The 24,393-nt window shown below is 61.3% G+C and carries 22 protein-coding genes; 19 read left to right on the forward strand and 3 right to left on the reverse strand.

Features of this window, described 5'->3' with window-relative positions:
* Together BFD71_RS22470 and BFD71_RS22475 are read right to left on the reverse strand one after the other, a co-directional pair.
* Positions 1-477, reverse strand: coding sequence for a MaoC family dehydratase (locus BFD71_RS22470; RefSeq protein ID WP_069266515.1), 477 nt, complete (start codon positions 475-477; stop codon positions 1-3).
* Positions 478-525: 48 nt separating this feature from the next.
* Positions 526-1,689 carry an acyl-CoA dehydrogenase family protein gene (locus BFD71_RS22475; protein WP_069266516.1) on the reverse strand — a complete coding sequence of 388 codons (1,164 nt, stop codon included), beginning with the start codon at positions 1,687-1,689 and terminating at the stop codon, positions 526-528.
* Positions 1,690-2,072: 383 nt separating this feature from the next.
* Between BFD71_RS22475 and BFD71_RS22480 the strand changes: the two genes are divergently transcribed.
* The 15 genes from BFD71_RS22480 to BFD71_RS22550 all read left to right on the forward strand — a co-directional run bounded on the left by BFD71_RS22480 (position 2,073) and on the right by BFD71_RS22550 (position 17,252).
* The gene (locus tag BFD71_RS22480) at positions 2,073-2,438 is read left to right on the forward strand and encodes a Zn-ribbon domain-containing OB-fold protein (RefSeq protein WP_069266517.1); all 366 of its coding nucleotides are present in this window, start codon (positions 2,073-2,075) and stop codon (positions 2,436-2,438) included.
* A 60-nt stretch (positions 2,439-2,498) separates the two neighbouring features.
* Positions 2,499-3,650 carry a thiolase gene (locus BFD71_RS22485; protein ID WP_069266518.1) on the forward strand — a complete coding sequence of 384 codons (1,152 nt, stop codon included), beginning with the start codon at positions 2,499-2,501 and terminating at the stop codon, positions 3,648-3,650.
* Positions 3,651-3,703: 53 nt separating this feature from the next.
* The gene (locus BFD71_RS22490) at positions 3,704-4,504 is read left to right on the forward strand and encodes an enoyl-CoA hydratase/isomerase family protein (protein ID WP_069266519.1); all 801 of its coding nucleotides are present in this window, start codon (positions 3,704-3,706) and stop codon (positions 4,502-4,504) included.
* Between the two features lie 11 nt (positions 4,505-4,515).
* On the forward strand, positions 4,516-5,322 hold the full coding sequence (locus BFD71_RS22495) for an enoyl-CoA hydratase/isomerase family protein (RefSeq protein WP_069266520.1): 807 nt from the start codon (positions 4,516-4,518) through the stop codon (positions 5,320-5,322).
* Between the two features lie 17 nt (positions 5,323-5,339).
* Positions 5,340-6,155 carry an enoyl-CoA hydratase/isomerase family protein gene (locus BFD71_RS22500; RefSeq protein ID WP_256094871.1) on the forward strand — a complete coding sequence of 272 codons (816 nt, stop codon included), beginning with the start codon at positions 5,340-5,342 and terminating at the stop codon, positions 6,153-6,155.
* 44 nt (positions 6,156-6,199) lie between these two features.
* The gene (locus BFD71_RS22505; RefSeq protein WP_069266522.1) at positions 6,200-7,054 is read left to right on the forward strand and encodes an SDR family oxidoreductase; all 855 of its coding nucleotides are present in this window, start codon (positions 6,200-6,202) and stop codon (positions 7,052-7,054) included.
* Between the two features lie 3 nt (positions 7,055-7,057).
* Entirely contained in the window at positions 7,058-8,200 is a 1,143-nt protein-coding gene (locus tag BFD71_RS22510; RefSeq protein WP_083245403.1) for a CaiB/BaiF CoA transferase family protein, read from the forward strand.
* A gap of 44 nt (positions 8,201-8,244) precedes the next feature.
* A complete protein-coding gene (locus BFD71_RS22515; protein WP_069266524.1) occupies positions 8,245-9,444 on the forward strand; it encodes an acyl-CoA dehydrogenase family protein in 1,200 nt (399 codons plus the stop codon).
* Between the two features lie 31 nt (positions 9,445-9,475).
* Positions 9,476-10,630 (forward strand): acyl-CoA dehydrogenase family protein, encoded by a 1,155-nt coding sequence (locus BFD71_RS22520; protein ID WP_069266525.1) that lies wholly within the window; start codon positions 9,476-9,478, stop codon positions 10,628-10,630.
* Between the two features lie 31 nt (positions 10,631-10,661).
* Complete coding sequence (locus tag BFD71_RS22525; protein WP_069266547.1) at positions 10,662-11,828, forward strand: acyl-CoA dehydrogenase family protein; 1,167 nt, start codon at positions 10,662-10,664, stop codon at positions 11,826-11,828.
* 18 nt (positions 11,829-11,846) lie between these two features.
* Positions 11,847-12,653, forward strand: coding sequence for an enoyl-CoA hydratase (locus tag BFD71_RS22530; RefSeq protein ID WP_069266526.1), 807 nt, complete (start codon positions 11,847-11,849; stop codon positions 12,651-12,653).
* Between the two features lie 19 nt (positions 12,654-12,672).
* On the forward strand, positions 12,673-13,542 hold the full coding sequence (locus tag BFD71_RS22535) for a MaoC/PaaZ C-terminal domain-containing protein (protein WP_069266527.1): 870 nt from the start codon (positions 12,673-12,675) through the stop codon (positions 13,540-13,542).
* Positions 13,543-13,596: 54 nt separating this feature from the next.
* Positions 13,597-14,805 (forward strand): acyl-CoA dehydrogenase family protein, encoded by a 1,209-nt coding sequence (locus BFD71_RS22540; protein WP_069266528.1) that lies wholly within the window; start codon positions 13,597-13,599, stop codon positions 14,803-14,805.
* A 9-nt stretch (positions 14,806-14,814) separates the two neighbouring features.
* A complete protein-coding gene (locus BFD71_RS22545) occupies positions 14,815-15,948 on the forward strand; it encodes an acyl-CoA dehydrogenase family protein (RefSeq protein WP_069266529.1) in 1,134 nt (377 codons plus the stop codon).
* A gap of 74 nt (positions 15,949-16,022) precedes the next feature.
* On the forward strand, positions 16,023-17,252 hold the full coding sequence (locus BFD71_RS22550; protein ID WP_069266530.1) for a cytochrome P450: 1,230 nt from the start codon (positions 16,023-16,025) through the stop codon (positions 17,250-17,252).
* 68 nt (positions 17,253-17,320) lie between these two features.
* On the opposite strand, the gene BFD71_RS22555 is transcribed toward BFD71_RS22550, so the two are convergent.
* On the reverse strand, positions 17,321-17,980 hold the full coding sequence (locus BFD71_RS22555) for a TetR/AcrR family transcriptional regulator (RefSeq protein WP_069266531.1): 660 nt from the start codon (positions 17,978-17,980) through the stop codon (positions 17,321-17,323).
* Between the two features lie 1,374 nt (positions 17,981-19,354).
* On the opposite strand from BFD71_RS22555, the gene BFD71_RS22560 reads away from it, so the two are divergent.
* From BFD71_RS22560 to BFD71_RS22575, 4 genes are all read left to right on the forward strand, one after another.
* Entirely contained in the window at positions 19,355-21,052 is a 1,698-nt protein-coding gene (locus tag BFD71_RS22560) for a DUF1302 domain-containing protein (RefSeq protein ID WP_256094873.1), read from the forward strand.
* Between the two features lie 14 nt (positions 21,053-21,066).
* Complete coding sequence (locus BFD71_RS22565) at positions 21,067-22,416, forward strand: DUF1329 domain-containing protein (protein ID WP_069266532.1); 1,350 nt, start codon at positions 21,067-21,069, stop codon at positions 22,414-22,416.
* 144 nt (positions 22,417-22,560) lie between these two features.
* Positions 22,561-23,922: a DUF1329 domain-containing protein gene (locus BFD71_RS22570; protein ID WP_176732938.1), complete on the forward strand. Its 1,362-nt coding sequence runs from the start codon at positions 22,561-22,563 to the stop codon at positions 23,920-23,922.
* Positions 23,923-24,047: 125 nt separating this feature from the next.
* A partial coding sequence (locus BFD71_RS22575) for a WD40/YVTN/BNR-like repeat-containing protein (protein ID WP_256094875.1) occupies positions 24,048-24,393 on the forward strand: 346 nt, incomplete at its 3' end.

Genomic DNA, 24,393 nt, shown 5'->3' on the forward strand with positions numbered 1-24,393 from the left:
TCAGGCCTTGTATTCTTTGCCCTTCACGAGTCTGAGCGGCGTGTACACCATCACTTCCGTGCCGTCCTGCTTGATCACGCGATTACGCGTGCGTACGAGACCCAGTCCTGGACGCCCGTTGCTGGGCCGGCATTCGATGACTTCGCATTCCACATGAATCGTGTCGCCCACGTAGGTGGGACCCTTGATATCCAGCTCCATGTTGAGGAACGCGAAGCCGACGCCCTGCATGGTGGCCTGCGTGAGCAGCCCCTCCATGAGCGTAAACACGAGTGCTCCCGGCGCGACGCGTCCCTTGATCGCGGACTGCTCCCTTAGAAACTCTGTGTTGGTAAACAGCACTTCCAGCATGCCAGTCACCGATACGAAATTCACGACGTCCGTTTCGGTGACTGTGCGGCCCACGGTCTTGAACTTGCGTCCAACGGGCAGGTCCTCCCAGTGGATACCCAAACCAACCGTTTCGACTTCTTCCATTGCCTGTCCTCTGTTGTTGTCGCTCGCTTGTTAGCTCAACTGTCTTTTTCAGTTCTTCTTGATGCGGCCCAGCACGTTGTCCGCGACAATGTTGCGCTGGATTTGATTCGTGCCCTCAATGATCTGAACAACTTTTGCGTCGCGGAAATACCGGTTTATCGGGTACTCGTTGGAGATGCCGGCAGCGCCAAAAAGCTGTACGGCGTCAGTCGCGACCTTCATGGCGACATCCGATGCGAACATCTTCGCCATCGCAGCCATTGGAGCGAGTTCGCGTCCGCTTACGCCCGCGTCGACGAGCGACGCGGTGCGGTAGACAAGTTGGCGCGCGGCTTCGGTCTGCGTGACCATGTCGGCAATCATCCAGCGCACACCCTGGAAGTTGCTGATGGTCTGGCCGAACGCTACGCGATCCTGAATGAATTTGACGGCATGGTCGATCGCCCCCTGCGCAATGCCGACCGCGCGCGCGGCAACGATGGGGCGGCTCGTGTTGAGCGCTTCCATGGCCACCTTGAATCCCTGGCCGCCTTCCGGCCCGAGACGGTCTTCCGCGCGAATGAAGGCGTCGTCGAAATAGAGGGGGCAAGACGCTACGCCTCGCGCGCCCATCTTGTCTTCTTCATTACCGATGGTGAGCCCGTGCGTGTTGCGATCGACGATAAAAAGATTGATCCCCAGCGGCTGCCCTTCCTCATCGAGCGTCTTTGCCGCGACGAGAATGAAGTCGGCAATATGCGAGTTCGTGCACCAGATTTTTGAGCCGTTGAGCACATAGCCGCCGTTCTTGCGGCGCGCTGTGGTGCGAATGCCGGATACGTCGGAGCCGCTTTGAGATTCGGTAATCGAGAGCGCGCCGCGCAATTCGCCGGATGCGAGTCCGGGCAGAAGGCGTGCCTTCTGTTCGTCCGTGCCTCCTTCGAGAATGGCGCCAAAGGGCGTCCATTGCACGACCAGCAAATAGCCGGTGTTGTAGCAAACTCGCCCAAACTCCTCGACGGCGATACAGGCCGACATCACACTGCCGGCGCCGCCATACGCTTCCGGAAACGGCAACGTGAAGAGGCCCAGTTCCTTAAGCAGTGCATACATGTCATGCGGATACTCGGCCGTACGGTCGATCTCGTCGGCGCGCGGTGCCACACGCTCCCTTGCGACGCGACGGATGAGATCGCGGATCTGAACCTGGTCGTCTGTTAGTTCGTATGTCACTTCGAGCTCTCTTACTGGCGGTTTTCCGGATCGGGCCAGGATTCGTCTTTCGGAGCGGGCCAGGTTGCCCCGCTGACCACTCCCGAATCACCCCGGTCTCTTCAAAATGTTGAACAATGTTCGATAAAGTAAACGATGGATCAGGTGGCCGTCAAGCGCAGAAACCGGCTGGCGCGGGTTTGTCCGAGGTGCGTCCGGAATTTCGCCGGGATGTAGTGTCAGCCTTGTGGGGCGGGGCACGACAGGGCTTTCCCACCGTTGACAGCACGCTTCCGATGCGTTTAATATTTAGAACAGTGTTCGGTTATTTGTTCCATTTTGGCCCGACATAGCGGCTCGATTCGCGGGAGCCCTAAGGCAAAAACGATTTGGAGGAGCGGGGAATGGACTCTCTTTGTCCTGAAGTCGACTATCAGAAGTTTCTGGCCGAGGGCCGCTTGATGATCCAGCGCAGCCGCAGCAGCGGCCGCTATGTGTTCTATCCGCGCGTGGCCGAGCCGGTCACCGGGGCGCGCGATCTGGAATGGGTCGACGCGTGCGGGAAAGGCACGGTTTATTCCACCACGGTCGTGCGCCAGAAGTCGCCCACGCCGAGCTACAACGTCGCAGTGATCGATCTGGAAGAAGGTGTGCGCATGCTCAGCTGCGTTGAGGGCATCGAGCCGGAGGCCGTGCGCATTGGCATGCCCGTGCAGGCGAAGATCGTCTACCGGGGGGATGCGGCACTGCTCGTATTCGAACCAGCCTGACGCCCGCTAACCCGCAACCGGCCGTCAAGAGCCGGTCGCACCTGATGAAAGGTAGATCGAATGGAATTCAACTTGCGCGGGCGTACCGCACTGGTGGCAGGCGCCACTTATGGGATGGGGGAAGCACCTGGGTTGTCGTCGATGGACCTTGCTGCGCGCGCTTGCGTCGACGCGCTGGCCCAGGTAGGGCTCACGCCCGGCGATGTGGATGGCCTGTTCGTGTGCACGCCCGACGACATGCTCTCGGGTCTCACGTTTGCCGAGTACCTCGGTATTAACCCGAAGTTCACCGATAACAACCGAAGCGGCGGCTCGGCGTTCGAGATTTACGCACACACTGCGGCGATGGCGTTGTGTACGGGCCAGATCGACGTCGCGCTGATCGCATATGGGAGCAACCAGCGCAGCGCGGCGGGCAAGCTCGTGCAGTCGTCGCGTCCCTCGCCGTGGGAGAGCCCGTACAAGCCGATGAATCCGGTCTCGTCTTATGCGCTCGCGGCGGCGCGGCATATGCACCAGTTCGGCACGAAGCGCGAACATCTGGCCGAGGTGGCCGTCGCCGCGCGCAAATGGGCGCAGCTCAATCCGGATGCGTACATGCGCACGCCCTTGTCGATCGATGACGTGATGGGCGCGCGTCTCGTATCCGACCCGCTTTCCGTGCGCGATTGCTGCCTCGTGACGGATGGCGCGGCGGCCGTCGTCATGGTGCGCGCCGACCGCGCACGCGATCTGACCGACAAGCCCGTCTATCTGCTCGGCGCGGCTTCGGCCACGTCACACCGCGAAATTGCGAGCATGCCCGATCTCACGGTGACGGCGGCCGCGCAATCGGGCCGGCGCGCGTATGAAATGGCGGGCGTGAAGGCAAGCGATATCGACGTCGCGATGCTGTACGACGCATTCACGATCAACACCATTCTGTTCCTGGAAGACCTCGGCTTCTGCCCCAAGGGCGAAGGCGGCCGCTTCGTCGCGGACGGGGCCATCGCGCCGGGCGGCCGGCTCGCGGTGAATACCAACGGCGGCGGGTTGTCCTGCGTTCACCCCGGCATGTATGGGCTTTTCCTGATCGAAGAGTCGATGCGGCAGCTGACGGGGCGCGCCGGCGAACGCCAGATTCCCGGCGCGAAGCTGGCCATCGCACACGGCAACGGCGGCGTGCTCTCGAGCCAGGCCACGGTGATTCTCGGAACTGAGGAAACGCTGTAAGACACGGCGGCCGCACAGGCCACGGTCAACAGTGTTGCATGGGAGACGGACAGATGAGCGAAGAGATCGGCAGCGACGCGACAGAGATCGTCCAGGTCCAGCAAGACGGCGCAATCGCGATCGTCACATTGAATTACCCCCAACGCCGCAACGCATTTTCATTGAAGATGCGTCAGACGTTGTATGCGCAACTTTATCGTCTGATGCATCACGAGGAAAGTTGCCGCGCAATTGTCCTGACCGGCGCCGGCAATACGTTTTGTGCGGGCGGCGACATCTCGGAGATGCAGACGCGCAAGGTGCTCGAGTACCGGCAACGCAATGAACTGCCGCTCGATATCTTCAGACTGATGGTCGAAGGCCCGAAAGCGGTTGTTGCCGCGGTCGAAGGGTTTGCGTTTGGTGCAGGCCTCTCGCTCGCAGCGGCTTGCGACTACGTCGTCACATCGTCGGCGGCGCGCTATGCGAGCGCGTTCGTGAAAGTCGGGCTTTTGCCCGATACGGGGCTCTACTGGTCGCTCTCGCAACGCGTGGGCGGCGGCCTCGCACGTGAACTCATGCTGAGCGCGCGCGAGTTCAACGGAGTAGAAGCGGGCGAGACCGGGTTTGCGAATCAGGTCGTCGAGCCCGGCGAGGCGCTGAACGCGGCCTTGAAGGTGGCGCAACAGTACGCCGAATTGCCCTCGGTCGCCACCGCGCATCTGAAGGCCGCGCTCGCGACGGGCATCCGCACGCTCGACGAGGCGATCGAAGCCGAAGTCAACCTGCAGCCCATCCTGCGCCGCAGCCGCGAACACCAGGAAGCCGTGAGCGCCTTCATGGAAAAGCGCAAGCCGGTGTTCGTGGCCGACTGAAGGGAGCCAACATGAGCGAAAAACAAACGGCAGCAACCGAAACGGCGGCGCTGATCGAGGTGACCCGCGAGGGGCCGGTCGCGATCGTGACGTTGAACAATCCGCGACGCCGCAATGCGATGGGGCGCCAGATGCGCCAGTTGCTGCGTGACACGGTGCATCGTCTCATGGTCGACGACCCAGAGTCGCGCGCAATTGTACTCACTGGCGCGGGCGAGCATTTCTGCGCGGGTGCGGACATCTCCGAGATGACGAAGCGCACGATCCTGCAAAGCCGCGAAATTCTGGCGGAATCGTGCATGGTGGTGCGCGAAATGCAAGCGGGTCCGAAGCCCGTTGTGGCGGCGGTGGAAGGCGTGGCCTTCGGCGCCGGCCTGTCGCTCGCGGTGGCGGCCGATTACGTCGTCGCAGCGTCGAGCGCGCGTTTTTGCGCTGCGTTTCTGCGCGTGGGGCTGATTCCAGATACCGGCATTCTGTGGACGCTTCCGAAGCGCATTGGCATGGCCCGCGCGCGCGAGATGCTTTCGCTCGCCACGGAGATCGACGGTAACAAGGCCGCGGCAATCGACCTCGCAAACGAAGTGGTCGAGTCGGGCGCGGCGCGCGCCAGGGCGATTGAAGTTGCACTCGGCCTCGCGGCCTTGCCGCCGCTCGGCGTGGCGCTGTTGAAGGAGTCGCTCACCAACGCCGCGACGACCATGGAAGGCGCGCTGCGCGCCGAGATCGACTATCAGCCCATCCTGCGTCAGTCGAAAGACCATCAGGCTGCCTGCAAGGCATTTATGGAAAAGACCACGCCGGTCTTCACCGGTGAATGAGCGCGGGGACCCATGCGATGAGTATCGAGCAGAAGGAAATGACTGCGGGCGCCGACGAGGTCGTGCAGGTGCGCCGTGAAGGCGACGTGAGCGTTGTCACGATGAACTATCCCGAGCGCCGCAACGCGTTCTCCATGAAGATGCGGCTCGCGTTGACGGAGGTGTTTCAGCGGCTCATGAACGACGACCCCGATACGCGCGCCATCGTGCTGACGGGAGCGGGCGGTCATTTTTGCGCGGGCGGCGACCTCTCGGAAATGCACGCGGCCACGCCGCCATTGCTCGCGCTGCGTGAGCGCATTGCGGTGGGCGTGCGTCTGTTCAAGCTGATTTATACCGGCACGAAGCCCGTCGTCGCGGCAGTGGAAGGCACGTGCTACGGAGCGGGCGTCTCGCTGGCTGCTGCCTGTGATGTCGTGGTCAGCGCCGAGACGGCGAAATACTCATGTGCCTTCGGCAAGGTAGGCCTGCTGCCCGACACCGGGATTCTCTGGACGCTCCCGCAAAAGGTGGGTGGCGGCAAGGCGCGCGAACTGATGCTGAAGGGCGATGTCATCGATGCAACCACGGCGCGCCGCATCGGCCTCGTCAGCGAGCTGACGGTGAGCGGACACGCGCTCGATGCGGCGATCGAGGCCGCGGCTCGCTTTGCGAGCTATCCGCCGGTGACGCTGGCGCTCCTGAAGGCGAGCCTCGTCAACGCCGGCAACTCGATCGAGGACGCATGCCGTCTGGAGACCGATCTCAATCCGCTGGCGCGTCAAACGAGCGATCACACGGAAGCCGTGAAGGCCTTCATGGAAAAGCGCAAGCCGGTTTTCACGGGCGCCTGAAGCCGACGTTCTTCATTGCTGTCTCTACAGGAAGTTCAATGCCAATGTTTACGCCTGACCTGCTGAAGAACAAACGAATCCTGATCACCGGCGGTGGCACGGGGCTCGGCAAGAGTATCGGCCGACGTTATCTCGAACTGGGTGCCGATCTTGTCATCTGCGGCCGCCGCAAGGAAGTGCTCGACGCGACCGCCGACGAGTTTCGCGGCGCGGTGCCCGGCGCACGCGTCACGACGGTGCAGGCGGACGTGCGCAGCGCGGAATCCGTCGAGGCAATGATGGATACGATCTGGCAGGACGGCCCGCTCGATGTGCTGCTGAACAACGCTGCGGCGAATTTCATCGCGCGCACGGAGAGCCTTTCGCCGCGCGCGGTGGACGCGGTGCTCGGCATCGTGCTGCACGGCAGCTTCTATTGCACGATCGCGGCGGGCAAGCGCTGGATCGACGCGGGCCACGCGGGCAACGTGATTAGCACGGTGTCTACGCCCACGATGACCGGCTCGGCCTTTACGGTGCCCTCCGCCGCGGCGAAGGCGGGCGTTCTTGCGATGACCCGTAGCCTTGCGGTCGAGTGGGGCCCGAAGGGCATCCGTCTGAACGCGGTGGCGCCCGGACTTTTCCCTACGCCCGGCGCCTGGGAGCAACTGTATCCGCCGGGCTCGCAGGTCGAACCGCAGGAGCGCTCCGTTCCGCTGCGCCGCTTTGGCGATCACACGGAGCTTGCCGATCTTTACGCGTATCTGGCATCGGATGGGTCCGGCTACATCACCGGCGACATGATCGTGATCGACGGCGGCCGCTGGATGCAGGGCGTTGGCGGCCCGACCTTCCGTGCCATGCAGGACTGGACCGACGAACAATGGGACGCCATGCGCGCCCATGCGCGCAAGGGTTGAACGATGGGTCCGCTCGCGGGAATCCGAATCATTGAGCTGGCCGGCATCGGGCCGGGCCCCATGGCCGCGATGTTGCTCGCCGACCTGGGCGCGACGGTGTTGCGCATCGAGCGTCGCCAGCCGGTCAAGCTCGGTATCGAGCGCCCGCTGCGCTACAACCTGTTGCTGCGCAACCGGAAGACGATCGCGCTCGACCTGAAAGACCCGGAGGCTGTCGAACTCGTGCTTTCTCTGGTGGAGCGCGCCGACGCCTTGATCGAAGGCTTCCGCCCTGGTGTGACCGAGCGCCTGGGGCTCGGTCCGCAGGTTTGCCTCCAACGCAATCCGAAGCTCGCCTATGGGCGCATCACGGGATGGGGGCAAGACGGACCGCTCGCGCAGTACGCGGGGCATGACCTGAACTACATCGCGATCACCGGTGTGCTCAACGCGATCGGGCGCTGCGATCAGCCGCCGTCGATACCGCTGAACCTGATCGGCGACTATGCGGGCGGTTCGCTGTATCTCGCGATGGGGCTGCTCTCGGCAATTCTGCACGCGCGTAACGGCGGCTCAGGCCAGGTCGTGGATGCCGCGATCGTCGACGGTACGGCCAACCTTGCCACCACGTTCTTCGGCATGCAGGCAGCCGGTATCTGGCGTGACGGGCGCGGGACGAATATCACGGACTCCGGATCACACTTCTACGACGTATACGAATGTGCGGACGGCAAGTGGATTACCATCGGCCCGATCGAGGACAAGTTCTATCTCGAACTGCTGCGCTTGCTCGACATCGACACGCGAACCCTCGGCGCTCAGCTTGACGAAAGCAATTGGCCTGCCGCGCGCGCCCTGTTTGCGCTGAAATTCAAGAGCCGCACACGCGAGCAATGGACCACGCTGCTCGAGCATTCGGACGCATGCTTCGCACCGGTGCTGTCGTGGACCGAGGCACCCGAGCATGCGCATCTGAAGGCGCGCGGCACGTTCATCGAAGTCGACGGCATCGTGCAGCCCGCTCCGGCGCCGCGCTTTTCCACCACGGTGCCCGCGAAACCGACCGCGCCTGAAGCGCCCGACGCGGCAACGGTCGACGCCGCGCTGGCTGCGTGGCTCGAACCGGGCCGCATTGGCGAGCTGAAAGAAGCGGGAACGCTGGCCTGAGTGGCACACGCCAGGCGAGCCTAAGAAAACGAAACGAGACACTCATGGATCTGCGATATACCGACGAAGAACTGGCGTTCCGCAATGAGGTGAGAGCCTTCTTCAAGGAAGCGCTGCCCGCCGACATTCGACGCAAGGCCACCCTGGGGCAGCGCTATTCGGCGGCCGACCTGCGCCGCTGGCAACGCATTCTCTACGAGCGCGGCTGGGCGACGCCCGCGTGGGACAAGGCGTGGGGCGGGACCGGCTGGAGCGCGGTGCAGCAATACATCTTCAAGGAAGAGCTGCACATGGCCCCGGCGCCCGAAACATTGTCGTTCAACGTGAACATGATCGGCCCGGTGCTGATCGCGTTCGGCAGCGAAGAGCAGAAGCGCCACTTCCTGCCCCGCATCGCGAGCCTCGAATACTGGTTCTGCCAGGGCTTTTCCGAGCCGGGCGCGGGTTCGGATCTGGCCGCACTGCGCACCCAGGCGATTCGAGAAGGCGACCACTACGTCATCAACGGGCAGAAGCTCTGGACCTCTACGGCGCATCACGCCGACTGGATGTTCTGTCTCGTGCGCACGGATTCGAGCGGGAAGAAGCAACAGGGTATTACCTACCTGCTGATCGACATGAAGACGCCGGGCTTGACGGTGCGCCCGATCATCACGATCGACGGCCACCACGAAACCAACGAGGTGTTCTTCGACAACGTGCGCGTGCCGGTTGCGAATCGCATCGGCGAGGAAAACAAGGGCTGGGACTACGCCAAGTATCTGCTCGGCAACGAGCGCAGCGGCATTGCACGCGTGGGCGTTTCGAAGATGCGCGTGCGGCATGCGAAGGACCTCGCGAAGCGCGTGCCCTGCGGGGACGGCGTGCTGTGGGACGACCCGCGCTTTCGGGAGCGGGTCGCGGCCGTGGAAGTGGAGTTGAAGGCGCTGGAAATGACGCAGATGCGCGTGATCGCCGAAAGCCGTGCGCAAGAGAGCCATGTGCCGGACCCCAAGACTTCGATCCTGAAGATCAAGGGTTCGGAACTCCAGCAACTTTCCGCCGAACTGCTGCTGGAAGTGGCGGGGCCGGATGCGTTGCCGCTCGATATCGACTTCCTGCGCGGTCTTGGCGACGCGGTTCGCGAGCCCGAATGGGCGCTGACGATCGCGCCGAACCACTACTTTGCGCGTCACGTTTCGATTGTGGGCGGCTCCAACGAGATTCAGAAGAACATTCTCGCCAAGTCGGTATTGGGACTTTGAGCGACGGTCGAACAGCGGAGAAGCATGGGCTATGGACTTTGATTTCACCGATGAGCAGCGCATGCTCAAGGACAGCGTCGAGCGTCTCGTCAAGGACGAGTACGGTTTCGAGCAGCGTGCGAAGTACCTCGTGGAGCCGGACGGCTTCAGCCGCGAGCAATGGGCGCGCTATGCGGAGATGGGGCTGCTGGGTCTTTCATTCGATGAGGAATACGGCGGCAGCAACTGCGGTCCTGTCGAGACGATGATCGTCATGGAGGCGCTCGGCCGCGGCCTCGCGGTCGAGCCGTACCTCGCAACGGTCGTGCTGGGCGGCGGCTTCGTGCGCCTTGGCGGCAACGCGGCGCAACGCACGGCGATTCTGCCGCAGATCGCGCAGGGCGAATTGCTGATGGCCTTTGCGCACAGCGAAGCGCAGTCGCGCTACGACCTGGCGGACGTGGCGACCACTGCGCGGCGCGAAGGCGACGCATGGGTGATCGACGGCGCCAAGCACGTCGTGCTGCATGGCGGCAATGCCGATCTCCTCGTGGTGTCGGCGCGGGTGTCGGGCGGCAGGCGCGAGCGTGACGGCATCGGCCTGTTTGTGGTGAAGGGCGACGCTGCGGGCGTGACACGCCGCGTGTATCCGACACAGGACCGGCTGAGCGCGGCAGACATCGAATTTTCCGGCGTGCGAGTTCCGGATAGCGACGTGCTGGGTGTCGCGGGTGCCGCGTTCCCGCTCATTGAAACAGTCGTTGCGCACGCAATCGCCGCGGTGAGCGCGGAAGCTGTAGGCGCGATGACCGCCGCGCACGAAGAAACCGTCGAGTATCTCAAGGTCCGCAAGCAGTTCGGCGTACCCATCGGGTCATTTCAGGCGCTCCAGCATCGGGCGGTCGACATGCTGGTCATGGTGGAGCAGGCGCGCAGCATGGCGCTCTTCGCGACCATGATGATTGAGGAACCCGATGCGGGAGAGCGCGATCGCAGCCTGTCCGCCGCGAAAGTGCAGATCGGACGCTCGGGCCGCTTCGTCGGCCAGCAAGGCGTGCAACTGCACGGCGGCATCGGGATGACCGAGGAGTGCAAGATCGGCCACTACATGCGACGCCTGAGCGTGATCGATATCCAGTTCGGCTCGACCGAACATCATCTGACCCAGCTCGCCAATGCCGGCGGGCTGATCGATGCAGCAGCGTGAGCCGCGTCCAGCCAAGTATACGGAAACATTCATGAGCCGAATTACCTCTCCCGACCAATATCAGGAACTGCGCGACGCGCTGCGTGACCTTTCGAAGGAATATCCCGATGAGTACTGGCGCCGCATCGATCACGAACGCGTGTACCCGGAGGCGTTTGTCGACGCGTTGACGAAGGCCGGCTGGATGGCGGCGCTGATTCCTCAGGAGTACGGTGGTTCCGGCCTCGGGTTGACCGAGGCGTCCGTGATCATGGAGGAGATCAACCGCAACGGCGGCAACTCGGGGTTCTGCCACGGCCAGATGTACAACATGAACACGCTGCTGCGCAACGGCTCGGAAACGCAAAAGCGCAAATATCTGCCGAAGATCGCGAGCGGCGAATTGCGCCTGCAGTCGATGGGCGTGACCGAGCCGACCACGGGAACGGACACCACGAAGCTGAAGACCACCGCCGTGAAGAAAGACGGCCGCTATGTGGTCAACGGCCAGAAAGTTTGGATTTCGCGCGTGCAGCATTCGGACATGATGATCCTGCTCGCGCGCACCACGCCCTTGTCTGACGTGAAGAAGAAGTCGGATGGGCTGTCGTGCTTTCTCGTGGACCTGCACCAGGCGATCGGCAACGGTCTGACCGTGAGGCCGATTCCCAACATGGTCAATCACGAGACCAATGAACTGTTCTTCGACAATCTGGAGATTCCCGAAGAGAACCTGATTGGCGAGGAAGGCAAGGGCTTCAAGTACATCCTCGACGGGCTCAATGCCGAGCGTGCGCTGATCGCGGCCGAGTGTATCGGCGACGGCTACTGGTTCGTTGAACGCGCATCGAAATACGCCAGCGAGCGTATCGTCTTCGACCGGCCAATCGGCATGAACCAGGGTATCCAGTTTCCGATCGCCGAGGCGTATATCGACGTGCGCGCGGCGGATCTCATGCGCTACAGAGCCTGTGAACTGTTCGACAACCATCAGGCATGCGGCGCGGAAGCGAACATGGCGAAGCATCTGGCGGCCACGGCTTCGTGGAAAGCCGCGAATGCCTGCTTGCAGACGCATGGCGGCTTCGGTTTCGCCTGCGAATACGACGTCGAACGTAAGTTCCGCGAAACGCGGCTTTATCAGGTGGCGCCGATTTCGACGAATCTGATTCTGTCCTACGTCGCCGAGCATGTGCTCGACCTGCCGCGTTCATTCTGATCATCGAGAGGGGATCTCATGCGCTTCGAGACCATTCTGTACGACGTCAAGGACCGTATCGCGACGATCACGCTCAACCGTCCTGAACACATGAACACCTGGAACGACCAGGTGGCGACGGACGTGTACGAGGCAATGCAGGCCGCGGGCACGGACCGCGGTGTGCGTGTCATCGTATTCACCGGCGCGGGGAAGGCGTTTTGCGCGGGCGGCGATATTCACAGCTTCGGTGGTGACCCCGCCGCACTCATGACCAAGCTGCCGCGTCCGTTCGACATGCGCAAGCGCGCGGACTGGCAGACGCGTTGTTCGTATTACCCGGCCATTCCGAAGCCGGTGATCGCCATGCTCAATGGCGCGACCGTCGGTATTGGCCTGATTCACGCGCTCTTTTGCGACATCCGGTTTGCTTCGGAAGACGCCACCATCACCACGGCATTCGCGCGGCGCGGTCTGACCGCCGAATACGGCATGGCGTGGATCCTCGCGCGCCACGTGGGCCAGGCGCATGCGCTCGACCTGCTGCTGTCGGGCCGCAAGATCAAAGGGCGCGAAGCCGAGCGCATGGGACTCGTGAATCGTGCGATCCCGGCGGAGAAACTGGTCGAAGAGACTTATGCCTACGCGCGCGAAATGGCGGATTACTGCTCGCCGCGCTCCATGCGCATCATGAAGGAACAGGTCTGGGAGGTGCCTTTCCAGACGCCCCACGAGGCGATCATGTCGGCCGGTCTGGATATGCCGATCGCCAACCAGTGCGACGACTACAAGGAAGGCATGGCGAGCTTCCTCGAGAAGCGCAAGCCAAACTTCACGGACTACTGAGCACCTACGGGACACCCTCATGCTGAACTACGAAGTCGTCAAGAACTGGCCTATCGAAGATGTTACGCAGACGTACAGCGAACGCGACGTCATGCTGTATTCGCTGGGCCTTGGCCTCGGCGGAGACCCATTGGACGCAGACCAGCTGCGCTACGTCTATGAAAAGGACCTGCAGGCAATGCCGACTTGCGCGGCCGCGTTCGCGTGGCCGAAATCGTGGATGCGCGATCCGCGTACGGGCATCGACTACCTGAAGCTCGTGCACGGTGAGCAGGACGTCCGTTTCGTGCGGCCGATGCCGGTTGCCGCGACCATCGTCAGCAAGACGCGCGTGAGCCGCATCTCCGATAAAGGCGCGGGAAAGGGCGCGATCGTCGAGCTCATGCGTGACATCATCGACGTTTCGAGCGGCGAACAACTCGCCGAAGTCCGCCAGGTGTCGTTTCTGCGTGGCGACGGCGGGTTTAGCGCGGAGTCGGGCGTGAGCGATGTGCCGCCCGAAGCGCTTCCGCCGGTGCCGGAGCGCGCGCCGGATGCGGAATACGTCTTCTCCACCGGCGCCCATGCCGCGTTGATCTATCGCCTTTCGGGCGATGCCAACCCGCTGCACGCGGATCCTGAAGTGGCTTCGAAGGCGGGTTTCAGCCGCCCCATTCTGCACGGCCTCGCGACCTATGGCATGGCGGGCTACGCCGCGATTCGCACCTTCGCCGGCAACGATGCCACCCGTCTGAAGCGGCTCGCCCTGCGTCTGACTTCGCCGGTTTATCCGGGCGAAGAAGTGCGTTTCCAGTTCTGGAGGGATAGCGACACCCGCCTGCATTTGCGCGCGCGTGTTGACGCGCGCGATGTGGTGGTGCTGAACAACGGCATCGTGGAAATTGCCTGAAACCGCGCCTGGCAGCGACAACGCGACTTGCCGGGCAGCGACTGGAGCCTGACGATGGACCTGAGAGAAAGCCCCGCCGAGAAGGCGTTTCGCGCCACGGTGCGGGAATTCGTAGCGACGCATTTGCCTGATGACATTCGTGATCGCGTGCTGAACTTCCGCCATGTGCCGCGCGAAGACTACGTGCGCTGGCAACGAATTCTGGCTGGAAAGGGTTGGGGCGCCCCCGCATGGCCCACGCAATTCGGCGGCGCCGCCTGGAATGCCGCGCAGCGCAATATCTTCGACGAGGAATGCTTTACCGCTGGCGCGCCGCGCCAGATGCCGTTCGGCCTTTCGATGGTCGGACCCGTGATCCAGAAGTTCGGCACTGCGGCGCAGCGCGAGCGCTTCCTGCCGCGCATCGTCTCGATGGAGGACTGGTGGTGCCAGGGTTATTCCGAGCCGGGCGCGGGTTCCGATCTGGCCTCGCTCAAAACGCGTGCAGAGCGTATCGAGCGTGACGGTCAATCGTTCTATGTGGTCAACGGCCAGAAGATCTGGACCTCGTTCGCGCAATGGGCGAACTGGATTTTCTGTCTGGTTCGCACGGACGGAAGCGGCCGCCCGCAGGAAGGCATCTCGTTCCTGCTGATCGATATGTCGACGCCCGGTATCACGGTCAGGCCGATCCGCACGCTGGACGGCGGTCACGACGTCAACGAAGTGTTCTTCGACAACGTGGAAGTGCCGGTGAGCAATCTCGTCGGAGAGGAGCATCGCGGCTGGTCGATCGCGAAGTATCTGCTCGGACACGAGCGCACGAATATCGCCGGACTTGGCAACTGCAAGCGCTTCATGCGGCGTCTCAAGGAGATTGCGAGCACCGAGCGCAAGCACGGCAAACCGCTCATCGAGGACGTGCGCTTTCGCGATCGCATCGCCAAGGTGGAAATCGACTTGATCGCTCACGAATGGTCGCTTCTGCGCGTGGTCTCCGCTGAAACCGCAGGGCGCCCCATCGGGCCGGAAGCCTCGGTGCTGAAGATCCGCGGGTCGGAGATTCAGCAGGAACTCACCGAGCTGATCATGGAATGCGCAGGCCCGTATGCAGTGCCCTTCGTAAGCGAAGCGCTGGAGGCGGACTGGCAGGGCGAAACCGCGAACGGCGAATTGCTCAACGCGCTGGCCGCGCACTACCTGGACTGGCGCAAGATTTCGATCTACGGCGGTTCGACCGAAGTGCAGAAAAACATCATCGCCAAGCAGGCGCTCGGCATCTGAGGACACGCCATGGACTTCACGCTGGTTGAAGAGGAACAGATGCTGGCCGACGTGGTCGGTCGTTTCGTCGAAAGGGAATACGATTTCGAGGCGAGGCGCCGTCTCGCTGCCACGCCGCAGGGCTGGTCGGATGCGCACTGGTCCACGCTCGCCGAAATGGGCGTGCTCGCGCTGAACGTGCCGCAGGACCACGGCGGGCTTGGCACGGGCCCGGTCGAGACCATGCTCGTAATGGAAGCCTTCGGCCGGGGACTCGTGCTGGAGCCGTTCGTTTCGTCGGCTGTGATCGGCGCGAAGCTCATCGGGCGCGCGGGACACGAGGCGCGCAAGGCGGAGCTGCTGGCCGGTATCGCAGACGGAAGCCTGAAGACGGCGCTTGCAACGCTCGAACCTGGCGCGCGTTTCGATTTGTGGAACGTCGCGACGAGGGCCGAGGCAACGCGCGACGGGTTCATCCTCGATGGCCGCAAGGGCGTCGTGCTGCACGGCGACTGCGCGGACATTCTGCTGGTTTCGGCGCGCACGGTAGGCGAGCAGGCGGACAAGCACGGCATCACGCTCTTCGCTGTCGATGCGCGCGCGCAAGGTGTGAGCGTCAAGGGGTTTCCCGCACTGGATGGCCAGCGTGTCGCGGAAGTGGTGCTGAACGGGGTGCGAGTCGACCAACAGGCGGTGATCGGCACGATCGATCAAGGCTACCCGTTGCTCGAATGGGCTGTCGATCAAGGCATATTCGCGCTGTGCGCCGAAGCCGTGGGCGCGATGTCGCGGCTGAGCGAACTGACTTTCGAGTATCTGCGCACACGCAAGCAGTTTGGCTCGCCCATCGGCAAGTTCCAGGCGCTGCAGCACCGCGCCGCCGATATTTTGACCGCGGTGGAGCAGGCGAAATCGATCGTCTATTTTGCGGCTGCCAGGCTCGGCGAAGACGATGACGTTGCCGCTCATCGCGCTGTGACCGCTGCGAAAGCGCTGATCGGGCGCAGCGCGCGCTTCGTCGCGCAGCAGGCAGTGCAGCTTCACGGTGGGATGGGCATGACGGACGAGCTGGCGGTGGGTTGGTATGTAAAGCGCCTCACCTGCATCGACATGACGTGGGGAAACACCGAGCACCATATCGAGCTATACGGCGCGTTCCTGTAACTGCGGCTCGATGGCAACAAGAACGATTCATCCGACCGCGTAGAGCGGTCAATTCGAAGAAAGGAGACAACCTTATGTCAGCAACTGGCCATGGCGTGACTCCGGAGCTGGCGCCGGTACCCGCGCACGTTTCGCCGGAACGGGTATTCGATATCGATATCTATCACCCGCCCGGCGCAGAAGACGACTACCATCTCTCGCTCAAGAAGCTGCACGCCGAAGGGATTCCCGACATTTTCTGGACGCCTCGCAACGGCGGGCACTGGATCGCCACGCGCGGCGACGACATCTATCACATCCTGAAGGACTACGAGAACTTCTCGTCGAAGCAGCTCACCGTTCCCCTGGTCGAGCATCAGCCGTTGCCGCCGATCTTCTTCGATCCTCCGCAGCATACGGCGTATCGTGCGTTGATCGCGCCCGCGTTCATGCCGCAGGCGATCAGCAAGCTCGAAGAAAAAGCGCGCGAAATGGCGATCGAGTTGATCGAAGACTTTTACCCGAAGGGCGAAGTGGAATTCGTCTCTGGGTTCGCGCAGCATCTGCCGATCGGCATTTTCATGAACATGGTGGCGCTGCCCGCTGAGGATCGCGAGTACCTCCTGAGTCTCGCCGACAAGATGGTGCGCCCGGTGGACGCCAGGGAGAAGCTCGGCGCGCTAGGCGCAATCTTCCAGTACCTGGGCGTGAAGATCGCCGAACGGCGCGCGAATCCGGGCGACGATCTCATCAGCAAGATCGTGAATTCGAAAATCGACGGGCGAGCCTTGACCGACGAGGAGGTTCGCGGTCTGTGCGGACTCGTGCTGATCGGCGGCCTCGATACCGTTGCGTCCGCAATGGGATTCATCGCCAGTTTTCTGGCCGGCAGTCCCGCGCACCGCAAACAGCTCATCGACAATCCCGAACTGACCCAAAAGGCCGTTGACGAGCTATTACGGCGTTTCCCGGTGGTCAACCAGGGTCGGCGGATCACTCACGATTTCGAATATAAGGGCGTGCGGCTCAAAGAGGGAGACATGATCATCATGCCGACCACGCTGCATGGCCTCGACGAGAGAAAATTCGACGATCCGCTTACCGTCGATTTTACCCGGCCCACGCCGATTCATTCGACGTTCGGCAATGGTGCGCATCGTTGTCCCGGCTCGTTCCTTGCGCGCGTGGAACTGAAGGTTTTCCTCCAGGAATGGCTTAAGCGTATTCCTGACTTCCAGATCAAGCCGGGTGAGAAGGCGGGTGTCCACGGAGGGGTGAACGGCACGCTGTACCACTTGCCTCTTGTGTGGAAAGTTGCCGGCTGAGCGTCCACATCTGCAGAAGGCGGTGCGCGCAGACCGCTACCCGTGCTGCGCGCACCTGAACTTCAGATTCATGGAGACGCTTTGCTCAGCGCACGCCAGACGACCTTCATGGCGTGACGGAATGAATCCCGCTCGGGTGTATTCGTCCCCGACCGGCGAAGAAAGACGACCAGACCTTGCAGATGGGAAAGAAGCAGGGCGCCACGCAGCGTACATTCCGCCGACGCCAAGGTTGGGTTGATTTCCGCGATCAGTTCCGCGAGAAGAACCTGGAAATCCGCAGTGGATTTGGCCATCAGGGCATGGAGATACGGTTCGTGTTCAGCCAGGCTCCAGGTTTCCAGCACAAAGGCGCTAACGCGATTGCCGCCGGGTGCCGTCAGCACAGAGAATGCCTCTTCGACGATCATGTCCAGCCGGGCCTCCGGTGGCCGGTGTTTGTCCTGCGTGATCGCCTGATAGTGTTCGAAATAGCGATTCGTGAATGCCTCTATCGTGGCCCGCAATAGTTCTTCGCGGGTGCTGAAATAGTGCTGCAGCGTCCTCAGCCGGATGCCTGCGTCGCTGGCGATGCGGCGTTGCGTGAATCCAGCGTTGCCTTCCGATGCGAAGACTTCGATCGCCACTTCAATGATGGCTGGCACACGTGTAGATCTGTTCCCTCGCCGCCGAGGCGCGTCTGCTGCCGGCTTGTCGAGGTCTGCCGATGAGATGGTCAGGTCTTTCATCTGTTGTGCTCTCCTTGGCGTTTCCTGTCCCTCTCGCGCGCGTTGTAAGGGCGAGACGAACAAGACTGGCAACTGTTCCCGCCCCCGATAGGTACGTCTTCCGATTCGACACGGACGGCGGCAAGTTTGATCTGATGATACTGCTAGTCAGGCGACGAATAAACGGTAGTCCGACGACTAATTGATTCCAGATCACATGCGGCTCTCGCCCCGTAGCATCACCCATGCTACTAGAAAATAGGGTGGACTTGTCCATACCGGCATTTCCCCTGGTACGGTTGAATCTTGATAATGGGTCTGCTGACTACTAATATTTAGTCAGTAGACACATTTGCGTCCAATCACACGGATCCTTTCGCGACGGCAACCGGAGCACGAGGAATCCGGGTGTCTGGGCTGACTGGTGAGTGCCTCCATTTGCACTCGTGAGTGTGATCGTCAGAGGCGCGCACAGAGCGGTTGAAGGAGCAGGGCATGAAACTTGGAGAAAGTTCTTTGCGTGCGCTCATCGAAAAATGGTTCGCGCCCTCTGCGACCACCCCGGTGCACGTGACCCGATATAACTTCGCGAATTCGAGCCAGACGAGGTGTGTGCTCGCACGGTCATCCGCCTCGGAGGGGGGGCTTTCGATATTCTTCTTTCGGCATGACGATGGGGCCTGGCGCGTGTTCCCTCCTGCTCCCCGAAAACCAGCAATGCACTCTCGCGCAGGAACGGGGTAGCGGATCACGAAAGTCGCGGCCGACAGCCGGCATATATGGAAGGACTGCCAAGGAAGACGGCCTGGTCCCGTAAGCGCTTTGGTCGCTCGTGCAATTCTTCCTCCGTTCACCATTGAATCGACAGACTAAACGCCGCGTCTTCCATGACCGGTACCGCGTACCGCTTTGGGTCGGCGGTACCTGGCCGCGTCCGGCCTGCATGTCGATTGATGAACCGCCGCCGGGTTGTTGCAGCGAAACCTCCCATAGATCGCATCGCCAACCCGCACAGGCGAGGCGAATGCCCCGCAAATGCGAGCGCCGCCAACACGCGTGGGCACAACGCGCGCGCGCCGTATGCAGTCGGCGCCACTTGGCCGAGGCATGCATGTACCGAGTTAAGCCGATGACAAAAATCGAACCCTCGTTTACCCAGGTTTGTGAACGGCGTTCGAGAAAATGTACCGCATAGGGGTGAGCGAGCGTTGACAGTCAGGTTTCGAGCGTTTATCTTTGCGAACAGCATTCGCATTCTGGTGATGCGCTTGGGGGACCCCGAGACGCGATGCTGACGAGGTAGGGAGGCCGGTTTCGCTTCATAGCTAAAAGTCTGCGGCAGTCCAACGGCCTTGGCCTTTTCTGCGGCAGTTCGACAAAGAAAAGAGGAGACGCATGAAAATGAAGAGCCTGAAGCCAAGTGCGATCAGCCTTGGCGTGCATGCAACCTGTATCGCGGCGGCTTGCGGGTTGTGGAGCGCGAACGCCAATGCATTTCACTTCGATGTGCCGAACCCGGACATCGACATGGAATGGGATAACACGGTGCGTGCGGATTACGACATTCGGCTTCAGAACCCGGATCACTTCTACACGAACAGTCCGACCTACGACGAAGGTGATCTGTCGACGCCGAGGTTCAGCACGATCCAGGCGATGCTGAACCTCTATAGCGAGTTCGATTTCAAGTACAAGGAGACGTCGGGCTTCCGCATCAGTATGGATGCGTGGTACGACCCGACGTTCAAGAATCACAACACGAGCAATCCTGCATTTCCGCCGAACTATCCCAACAACGAGTACACAAGCTACATCAAGAAGTATTACCAGGGACCGAGCGCCGAGTTGCGTGATGCCTTCGTGTTCAACACCTTTGACCTCGGCGGGCATTCTGTCAACGTCAAGCTAGGCCGTACGGCGGTAACCTGGGGGCAGTCGGCGTTTGCTACGTTGGGCGGCGCCAACTCGGTGGCGATTGGCCAGGCGCCGCTCGATCTGATGAAGCTGACGCAGAGCCCGAGCGCATCGCTGAAGGAAATCGTGTTGCCGACGGCTCAGGCTGACGTGACGACGAACATTACGGATACGATCACCCTCGGGGCGCAATACACCTTCGAGTGGAACCACGATCGCCTGCCAGAAGGCGGCACCTATTTCGGCGGTGCGGATCCGATTCTCTATGGGCCGCCGGTGGCCAGTTACACGACGATTCCCGGACTGGGCACGTTCGCGATTCCGCGTGTACCGCCGACCAAAGGTCAGATCGGTGATATCGGTCTTGACGGCAAGTGGCGTGTTGATTCGCTGGCAACCACCTACGAACTGACGTATCGCCACTTCGCCATGAAGATGCCTTGGGCGGCCGTGCTCGTGCCGGGCGCTGGGCCGCAACTCTTCCCGGGCACCAATCTGCCGGGCGTCACGGCGAAATACGGCAACGACGTCAACCTGATCGGTCTGGGCTTCAATAGTGCTATCGGCAATGCCGCCGTGGCTGGGGAAGTCTCATACCGCTGGAACATGCCGCTCAATGCAGTCAACACGACGACGGTCAACGACGCGCCGACCGGCCGTACGCTGCATGGTCTTTTGAACGTTACGCAGTCGTTCGGCAAGTCGCCGTTGTGGGACAACATGTTCCTGCAGGCGGAATTCTCGTTCAATCAGTTGTTGAGCGTGCAGTCGAATGCGGGAAATTTTGCGAATTCCAGCTATGACACCACCGGCCAGTGTTCGGCATCGGGCAATTCTGCATTCAATAACTGCTCGACGCGCTTCTGGGCCGGTCTAGGGATCGGTGCGAGCCCGCAGTGGTATCAGGTATTCCCTGGGGTCGACCTGACGATGCCGCTGTTCGTCAATCTGAACCTGAAGGGCTACTCGTCCGTTATCTCGCCGGCCGCCGAGGCGCAAGGCCAGAATACGTTCGTGGTCGGGCTCGACTTCACAATCTACAACAAGCACGAGGTGGACATCACCTACACCTATTACATGAACAAGAAGGGGTACTCGACGGCGGGCGCCGCAACCGCTCTCGGCGCGCCGTACAGCGACAAGTCGTGGCTCGGCATCACGTATCAGACGACGTTTTGATAATGGAGACAGCTGTGAAAAGATTCCCAAAGCTTCTTAAGGCGCTTGCGGTTCTTGCGGCAATCTGGGCTTCGCCATACACGCTAGCCGCCGATAGCGGATTGACGCCGTTTGGCGCCGAGATCGCAGGAAACAAGGACGGGACAATTCCTGCCTATACCGGGGGCATCACGCAGGCTCCGGCCGCATTCAAACCGGACTCAGGAAAATGGGCGGATCCGTTTCCCGGTGAAAAACCCATTCTCCAGATCACGGCACAAAACTACGAGCAATACGCGGACAAATTAAGTGCGTCGGAAATCGAATTATTCAAGCGCTATCCGACTTACAGGATGGATGTCTATCCGACTCACCGCAGCGTTTCGTATCCCGACTGGTATTTGGAGAACTCCACCAAGAACGCTCAAACCGCGAAGCTTGAAAAGAACGGCCTTTACCTATCTGGAGCATTTGGCGGAAAGCCGTTTCCGGTGCCGAAGAATGGGCAGGAAGCGTTGTGGGACTGGGAGTTGCGTTACGTCGGTACGCTCCAACGCAATAACGTGAAAACGTGGTTGGTGGACTCGAGTGGTACGCCGATCCTTGCGGCGCAATTCAAGAGCTCGCTCTATTACCCGTACTTCGATATCAAGAAGGAGGATGAATTCCGGAAAAAAGCGGGCCTCGCAAACTGGTATTACGTGTACAACGACTACGCGGCACCGGCGCGCTTGATTGGCGATACGACCCTCTTCTGGTACTTCATGGATACGGCGGATCATGATCAGCAGTCCTGGGAATACAACCCGGGGCAGCGTCGTGTGCGGGTGGCGCCGGATCTGGCCTACGATACGCCGAACCCCGGGTATTCGGGGGCAATCACGATGGATGACATCCAGTTGTTCTATGGACGGATCGATCGCTGGGACGCCAAGCTCGTGGGCAAGAAGGAGATGTACATCCCGTACAACGACTACAAGCAGCAGTATGAAACGCCGGCGAGCAAGATCCTCACACCGCATTTCGTCAATCCGGATCACGTACGCTGGGAGCTTCACCGTGTGTGGGTCGTTGACCTGAAGCTCAAGTCGGGTGCGCGCCACGTCTACGGCCGCAAGATGCTCTACCTGGATGAAGATGGCGGTGGCGGGATGATGGACGCCTACGACCAGTCGGGCAAGCTCTATCGCGGTGGATTCGAGACGACGGTGCCCGCCTACGACTACAAGGTTCCGTATTCGCTCGGCAACTGGTTTTACGACTTCAATAGCGGCATTTACATCTTCGGCAGTCACCCTGCCGAGACGCCGGGGATTCTCTTTAACGTGAGCTTCCCGTCCGACTACTACACACCGGAACGCATGCAGTCTGCGGGTGTGCGCTAATTGCCTGCCGATGCAGGAGTGAGGTAATTAGTAGCGTCCTGCGTGGCCCCGCCGGGCAGGACGCTTCGGCAACGAAGTTCTACATGGGTGTTGGGTATCGAAAGTAGCGTTGTTGCTTTTGGTTCTGAGTTAATCAGGAAAGGGATGGTGAAGGCTTTGAAGAAGCACCTGATGTTGATGAAGGCGCTCGCATTTGCAGCGGCTGTTTGCATGGCGCCGATGGCTGGCGCGCTCGAGAACGGGATGACGCCATTCGGCGCGCAAATTGCCGGCAGCAAGGACGGGACGATTCCTGCGTACACGGGCGGAATTACGCAGGCGCCGGCGGGTTTTAAGCCCGACTCGGGAAAGTGGGCGGATCCGTTTGCCGGTGAGAAGCCGACGATGCAGATAACGGCGCAAAACTACCAGCAATACGCCGACAAATTGAGTGCCAGTTCGCTCGAGCTGTTCAAGCGCTACCCGACGTACCGCATGGATGTTTACCCGACGCATCGTTCCGTCTCGTACCCGGACTGGTATCTGGCGAACTCGGAAAAGAATGCGCAGAGTGCGAAGCTCGAAAAGAACGGTCTGTTCGTGGCAGACGCATTCGGCGGAAAACCGTTTCCTGTGCCCAGCAATGGGCAGGAAGCGATGTGGGACTGGGAACTGCGCTACGTCGGTACGGCGCAGCGCAACAACGTAAAGACGTGGCTCGTCGACACCAGCGGCACGCCGATCCTCGCGGCGCAATTCAAGAGTTCGATTTACTACCCGTATTTCGACCTCAAGCAGGAAGATGCATTCAAGAAGAAGGGTGGCACTGCCGTCTGGCAGTACATCAACAATGATTTCGTAGCGCCGGCGCGAATGATTGGTGATACCACGCTTTACTGGTTCTTCACGGACACTGCGGATCACGACCAGCAATCGTGGGAGTACAACCCCGGTCAGCGTCGCGTACGAGTCGCGCCAGACCTGGCCTATGACACTCCGAACCCCGGCTACTCGGGCGCGATCACGATGGACGACATTCAGTTGTTCTACGGGAAGATCGATCGCTGGAATGCGAAGCTGATCGGCAAGAAGGAGATGTACATCCCGTACAACGACTACAAGCAACAGTACGAGACGCCTGCGAGCAAGATCCTGACGCCGCACTTCGTGAATCCCGACGATGTGCGTTGGGAACTGCACCGGGTGTGGGTCGTGGAATTGACGCTCAAGCCGGGCTCGCGCCACATCTACAGCAAGAAGACGATGTACTTCGACGAGGACGGCGGCGGCGGAATGATGGACGCGTACGACCAGTCGGGCAAGCTCTATCGTGGGGGCTTCCAGACCACGGTGCCTGCCTACGATTACAAAGTGCCGTATTCGCTGGGCAACTGGTTCTACGACTTCAATAGCGGTGTGTATATCTTCGGAAGCCATCCGGCCGAATCGCCGGGCGTCTTCTTCAATAGCAGCTTTTCGCATGACTTCTTTACGCCGGAACACATGCAGTCAAGCGGTATCCGGTAGCAGGCGGTAAAGCAGTAAGCGCAGCAAACTTGCAGTGCCGGTTCGACCCGGCACTGCACGCCAAAATTACATAAAGCCCAGGACAGTTCGCGGAGTCGATCGGCAGTAACTGTGAAGGAGACGCAATGCGCAATACCATGTTTCGTTGGCTCGCCCTGGTGGCGGCAGCAGGCCTCGCGAGCAGTGCGGTTTATGCGGGGTTTGCCGACCCGATGCACTCGCCGGCAATCACCAACCCACGCGCTGCACACGAACCCGTGATGGCCGTTGCCCAGGCCGGCCAGCGACTGGTCGCGGTGGGGCCACGCGGCGTCATTCTCGTCTCGGACGACGACGCGGCGCACTGGCGCCAGGTGAACGTGCCAGTGAGCGCCGATCTTGTTGCGGTGACCTTCAAGTCCTCGACGCTGGGCTGGGCGGTCGGACACGATGGGGAAGTGCTCCACACGGCCGATGGCGGCAATACCTGGA

The organism is Paraburkholderia nodosa (assembly GCF_001718195.1).
GTDB classification, from domain to species: Bacteria; Pseudomonadota; Gammaproteobacteria; order Burkholderiales; family Burkholderiaceae; genus Paraburkholderia; species Paraburkholderia nodosa_A.

Excerpts from the sequence above, each read along its gene's own strand:
- BFD71_RS22470 (WP_069266515.1), bottom strand. The coding sequence starts at position 477 with ATGGAAGAAGTCGAAACGGTTGGTTTGGGTATCCACTGGGAGGACCTG.
- BFD71_RS22480 (WP_069266517.1), top strand. The coding sequence starts at position 2,073 with ATGGACTCTCTTTGTCCTGAAGTCGACTATCAGAAGTTTCTGGCCGAG.
- BFD71_RS22485 (WP_069266518.1), top strand. The coding sequence starts at position 2,499 with ATGGAATTCAACTTGCGCGGGCGTACCGCACTGGTGGCAGGCGCCACT.
- BFD71_RS22490 (WP_069266519.1), top strand. The coding sequence starts at position 3,704 with ATGAGCGAAGAGATCGGCAGCGACGCGACAGAGATCGTCCAGGTCCAG.
- BFD71_RS22495 (WP_069266520.1), top strand. The coding sequence starts at position 4,516 with ATGAGCGAAAAACAAACGGCAGCAACCGAAACGGCGGCGCTGATCGAG.
- BFD71_RS22500 (WP_256094871.1), top strand. The coding sequence starts at position 5,340 with ATGAGTATCGAGCAGAAGGAAATGACTGCGGGCGCCGACGAGGTCGTG.
- BFD71_RS22505 (WP_069266522.1), top strand. The coding sequence starts at position 6,200 with ATGTTTACGCCTGACCTGCTGAAGAACAAACGAATCCTGATCACCGGC.
- BFD71_RS22510 (WP_083245403.1), top strand. The coding sequence starts at position 7,058 with ATGGGTCCGCTCGCGGGAATCCGAATCATTGAGCTGGCCGGCATCGGG.
- BFD71_RS22515 (WP_069266524.1), top strand. The coding sequence starts at position 8,245 with ATGGATCTGCGATATACCGACGAAGAACTGGCGTTCCGCAATGAGGTG.
- BFD71_RS22520 (WP_069266525.1), top strand. The coding sequence starts at position 9,476 with ATGGACTTTGATTTCACCGATGAGCAGCGCATGCTCAAGGACAGCGTC.
- BFD71_RS22525 (WP_069266547.1), top strand. The coding sequence starts at position 10,662 with ATGAGCCGAATTACCTCTCCCGACCAATATCAGGAACTGCGCGACGCG.
- BFD71_RS22530 (WP_069266526.1), top strand. The coding sequence starts at position 11,847 with ATGCGCTTCGAGACCATTCTGTACGACGTCAAGGACCGTATCGCGACG.
- BFD71_RS22535 (WP_069266527.1), top strand. The coding sequence starts at position 12,673 with ATGCTGAACTACGAAGTCGTCAAGAACTGGCCTATCGAAGATGTTACG.
- BFD71_RS22540 (WP_069266528.1), top strand. The coding sequence starts at position 13,597 with ATGGACCTGAGAGAAAGCCCCGCCGAGAAGGCGTTTCGCGCCACGGTG.
- BFD71_RS22545 (WP_069266529.1), top strand. The coding sequence starts at position 14,815 with ATGGACTTCACGCTGGTTGAAGAGGAACAGATGCTGGCCGACGTGGTC.
- BFD71_RS22550 (WP_069266530.1), top strand. The coding sequence starts at position 16,023 with ATGTCAGCAACTGGCCATGGCGTGACTCCGGAGCTGGCGCCGGTACCC.
- BFD71_RS22555 (WP_069266531.1), bottom strand. The coding sequence starts at position 17,980 with ATGAAAGACCTGACCATCTCATCGGCAGACCTCGACAAGCCGGCAGCA.
- BFD71_RS22560 (WP_256094873.1), top strand. The coding sequence starts at position 19,355 with ATGAAAATGAAGAGCCTGAAGCCAAGTGCGATCAGCCTTGGCGTGCAT.
- BFD71_RS22570 (WP_176732938.1), top strand. The coding sequence starts at position 22,561 with ATGGTGAAGGCTTTGAAGAAGCACCTGATGTTGATGAAGGCGCTCGCA.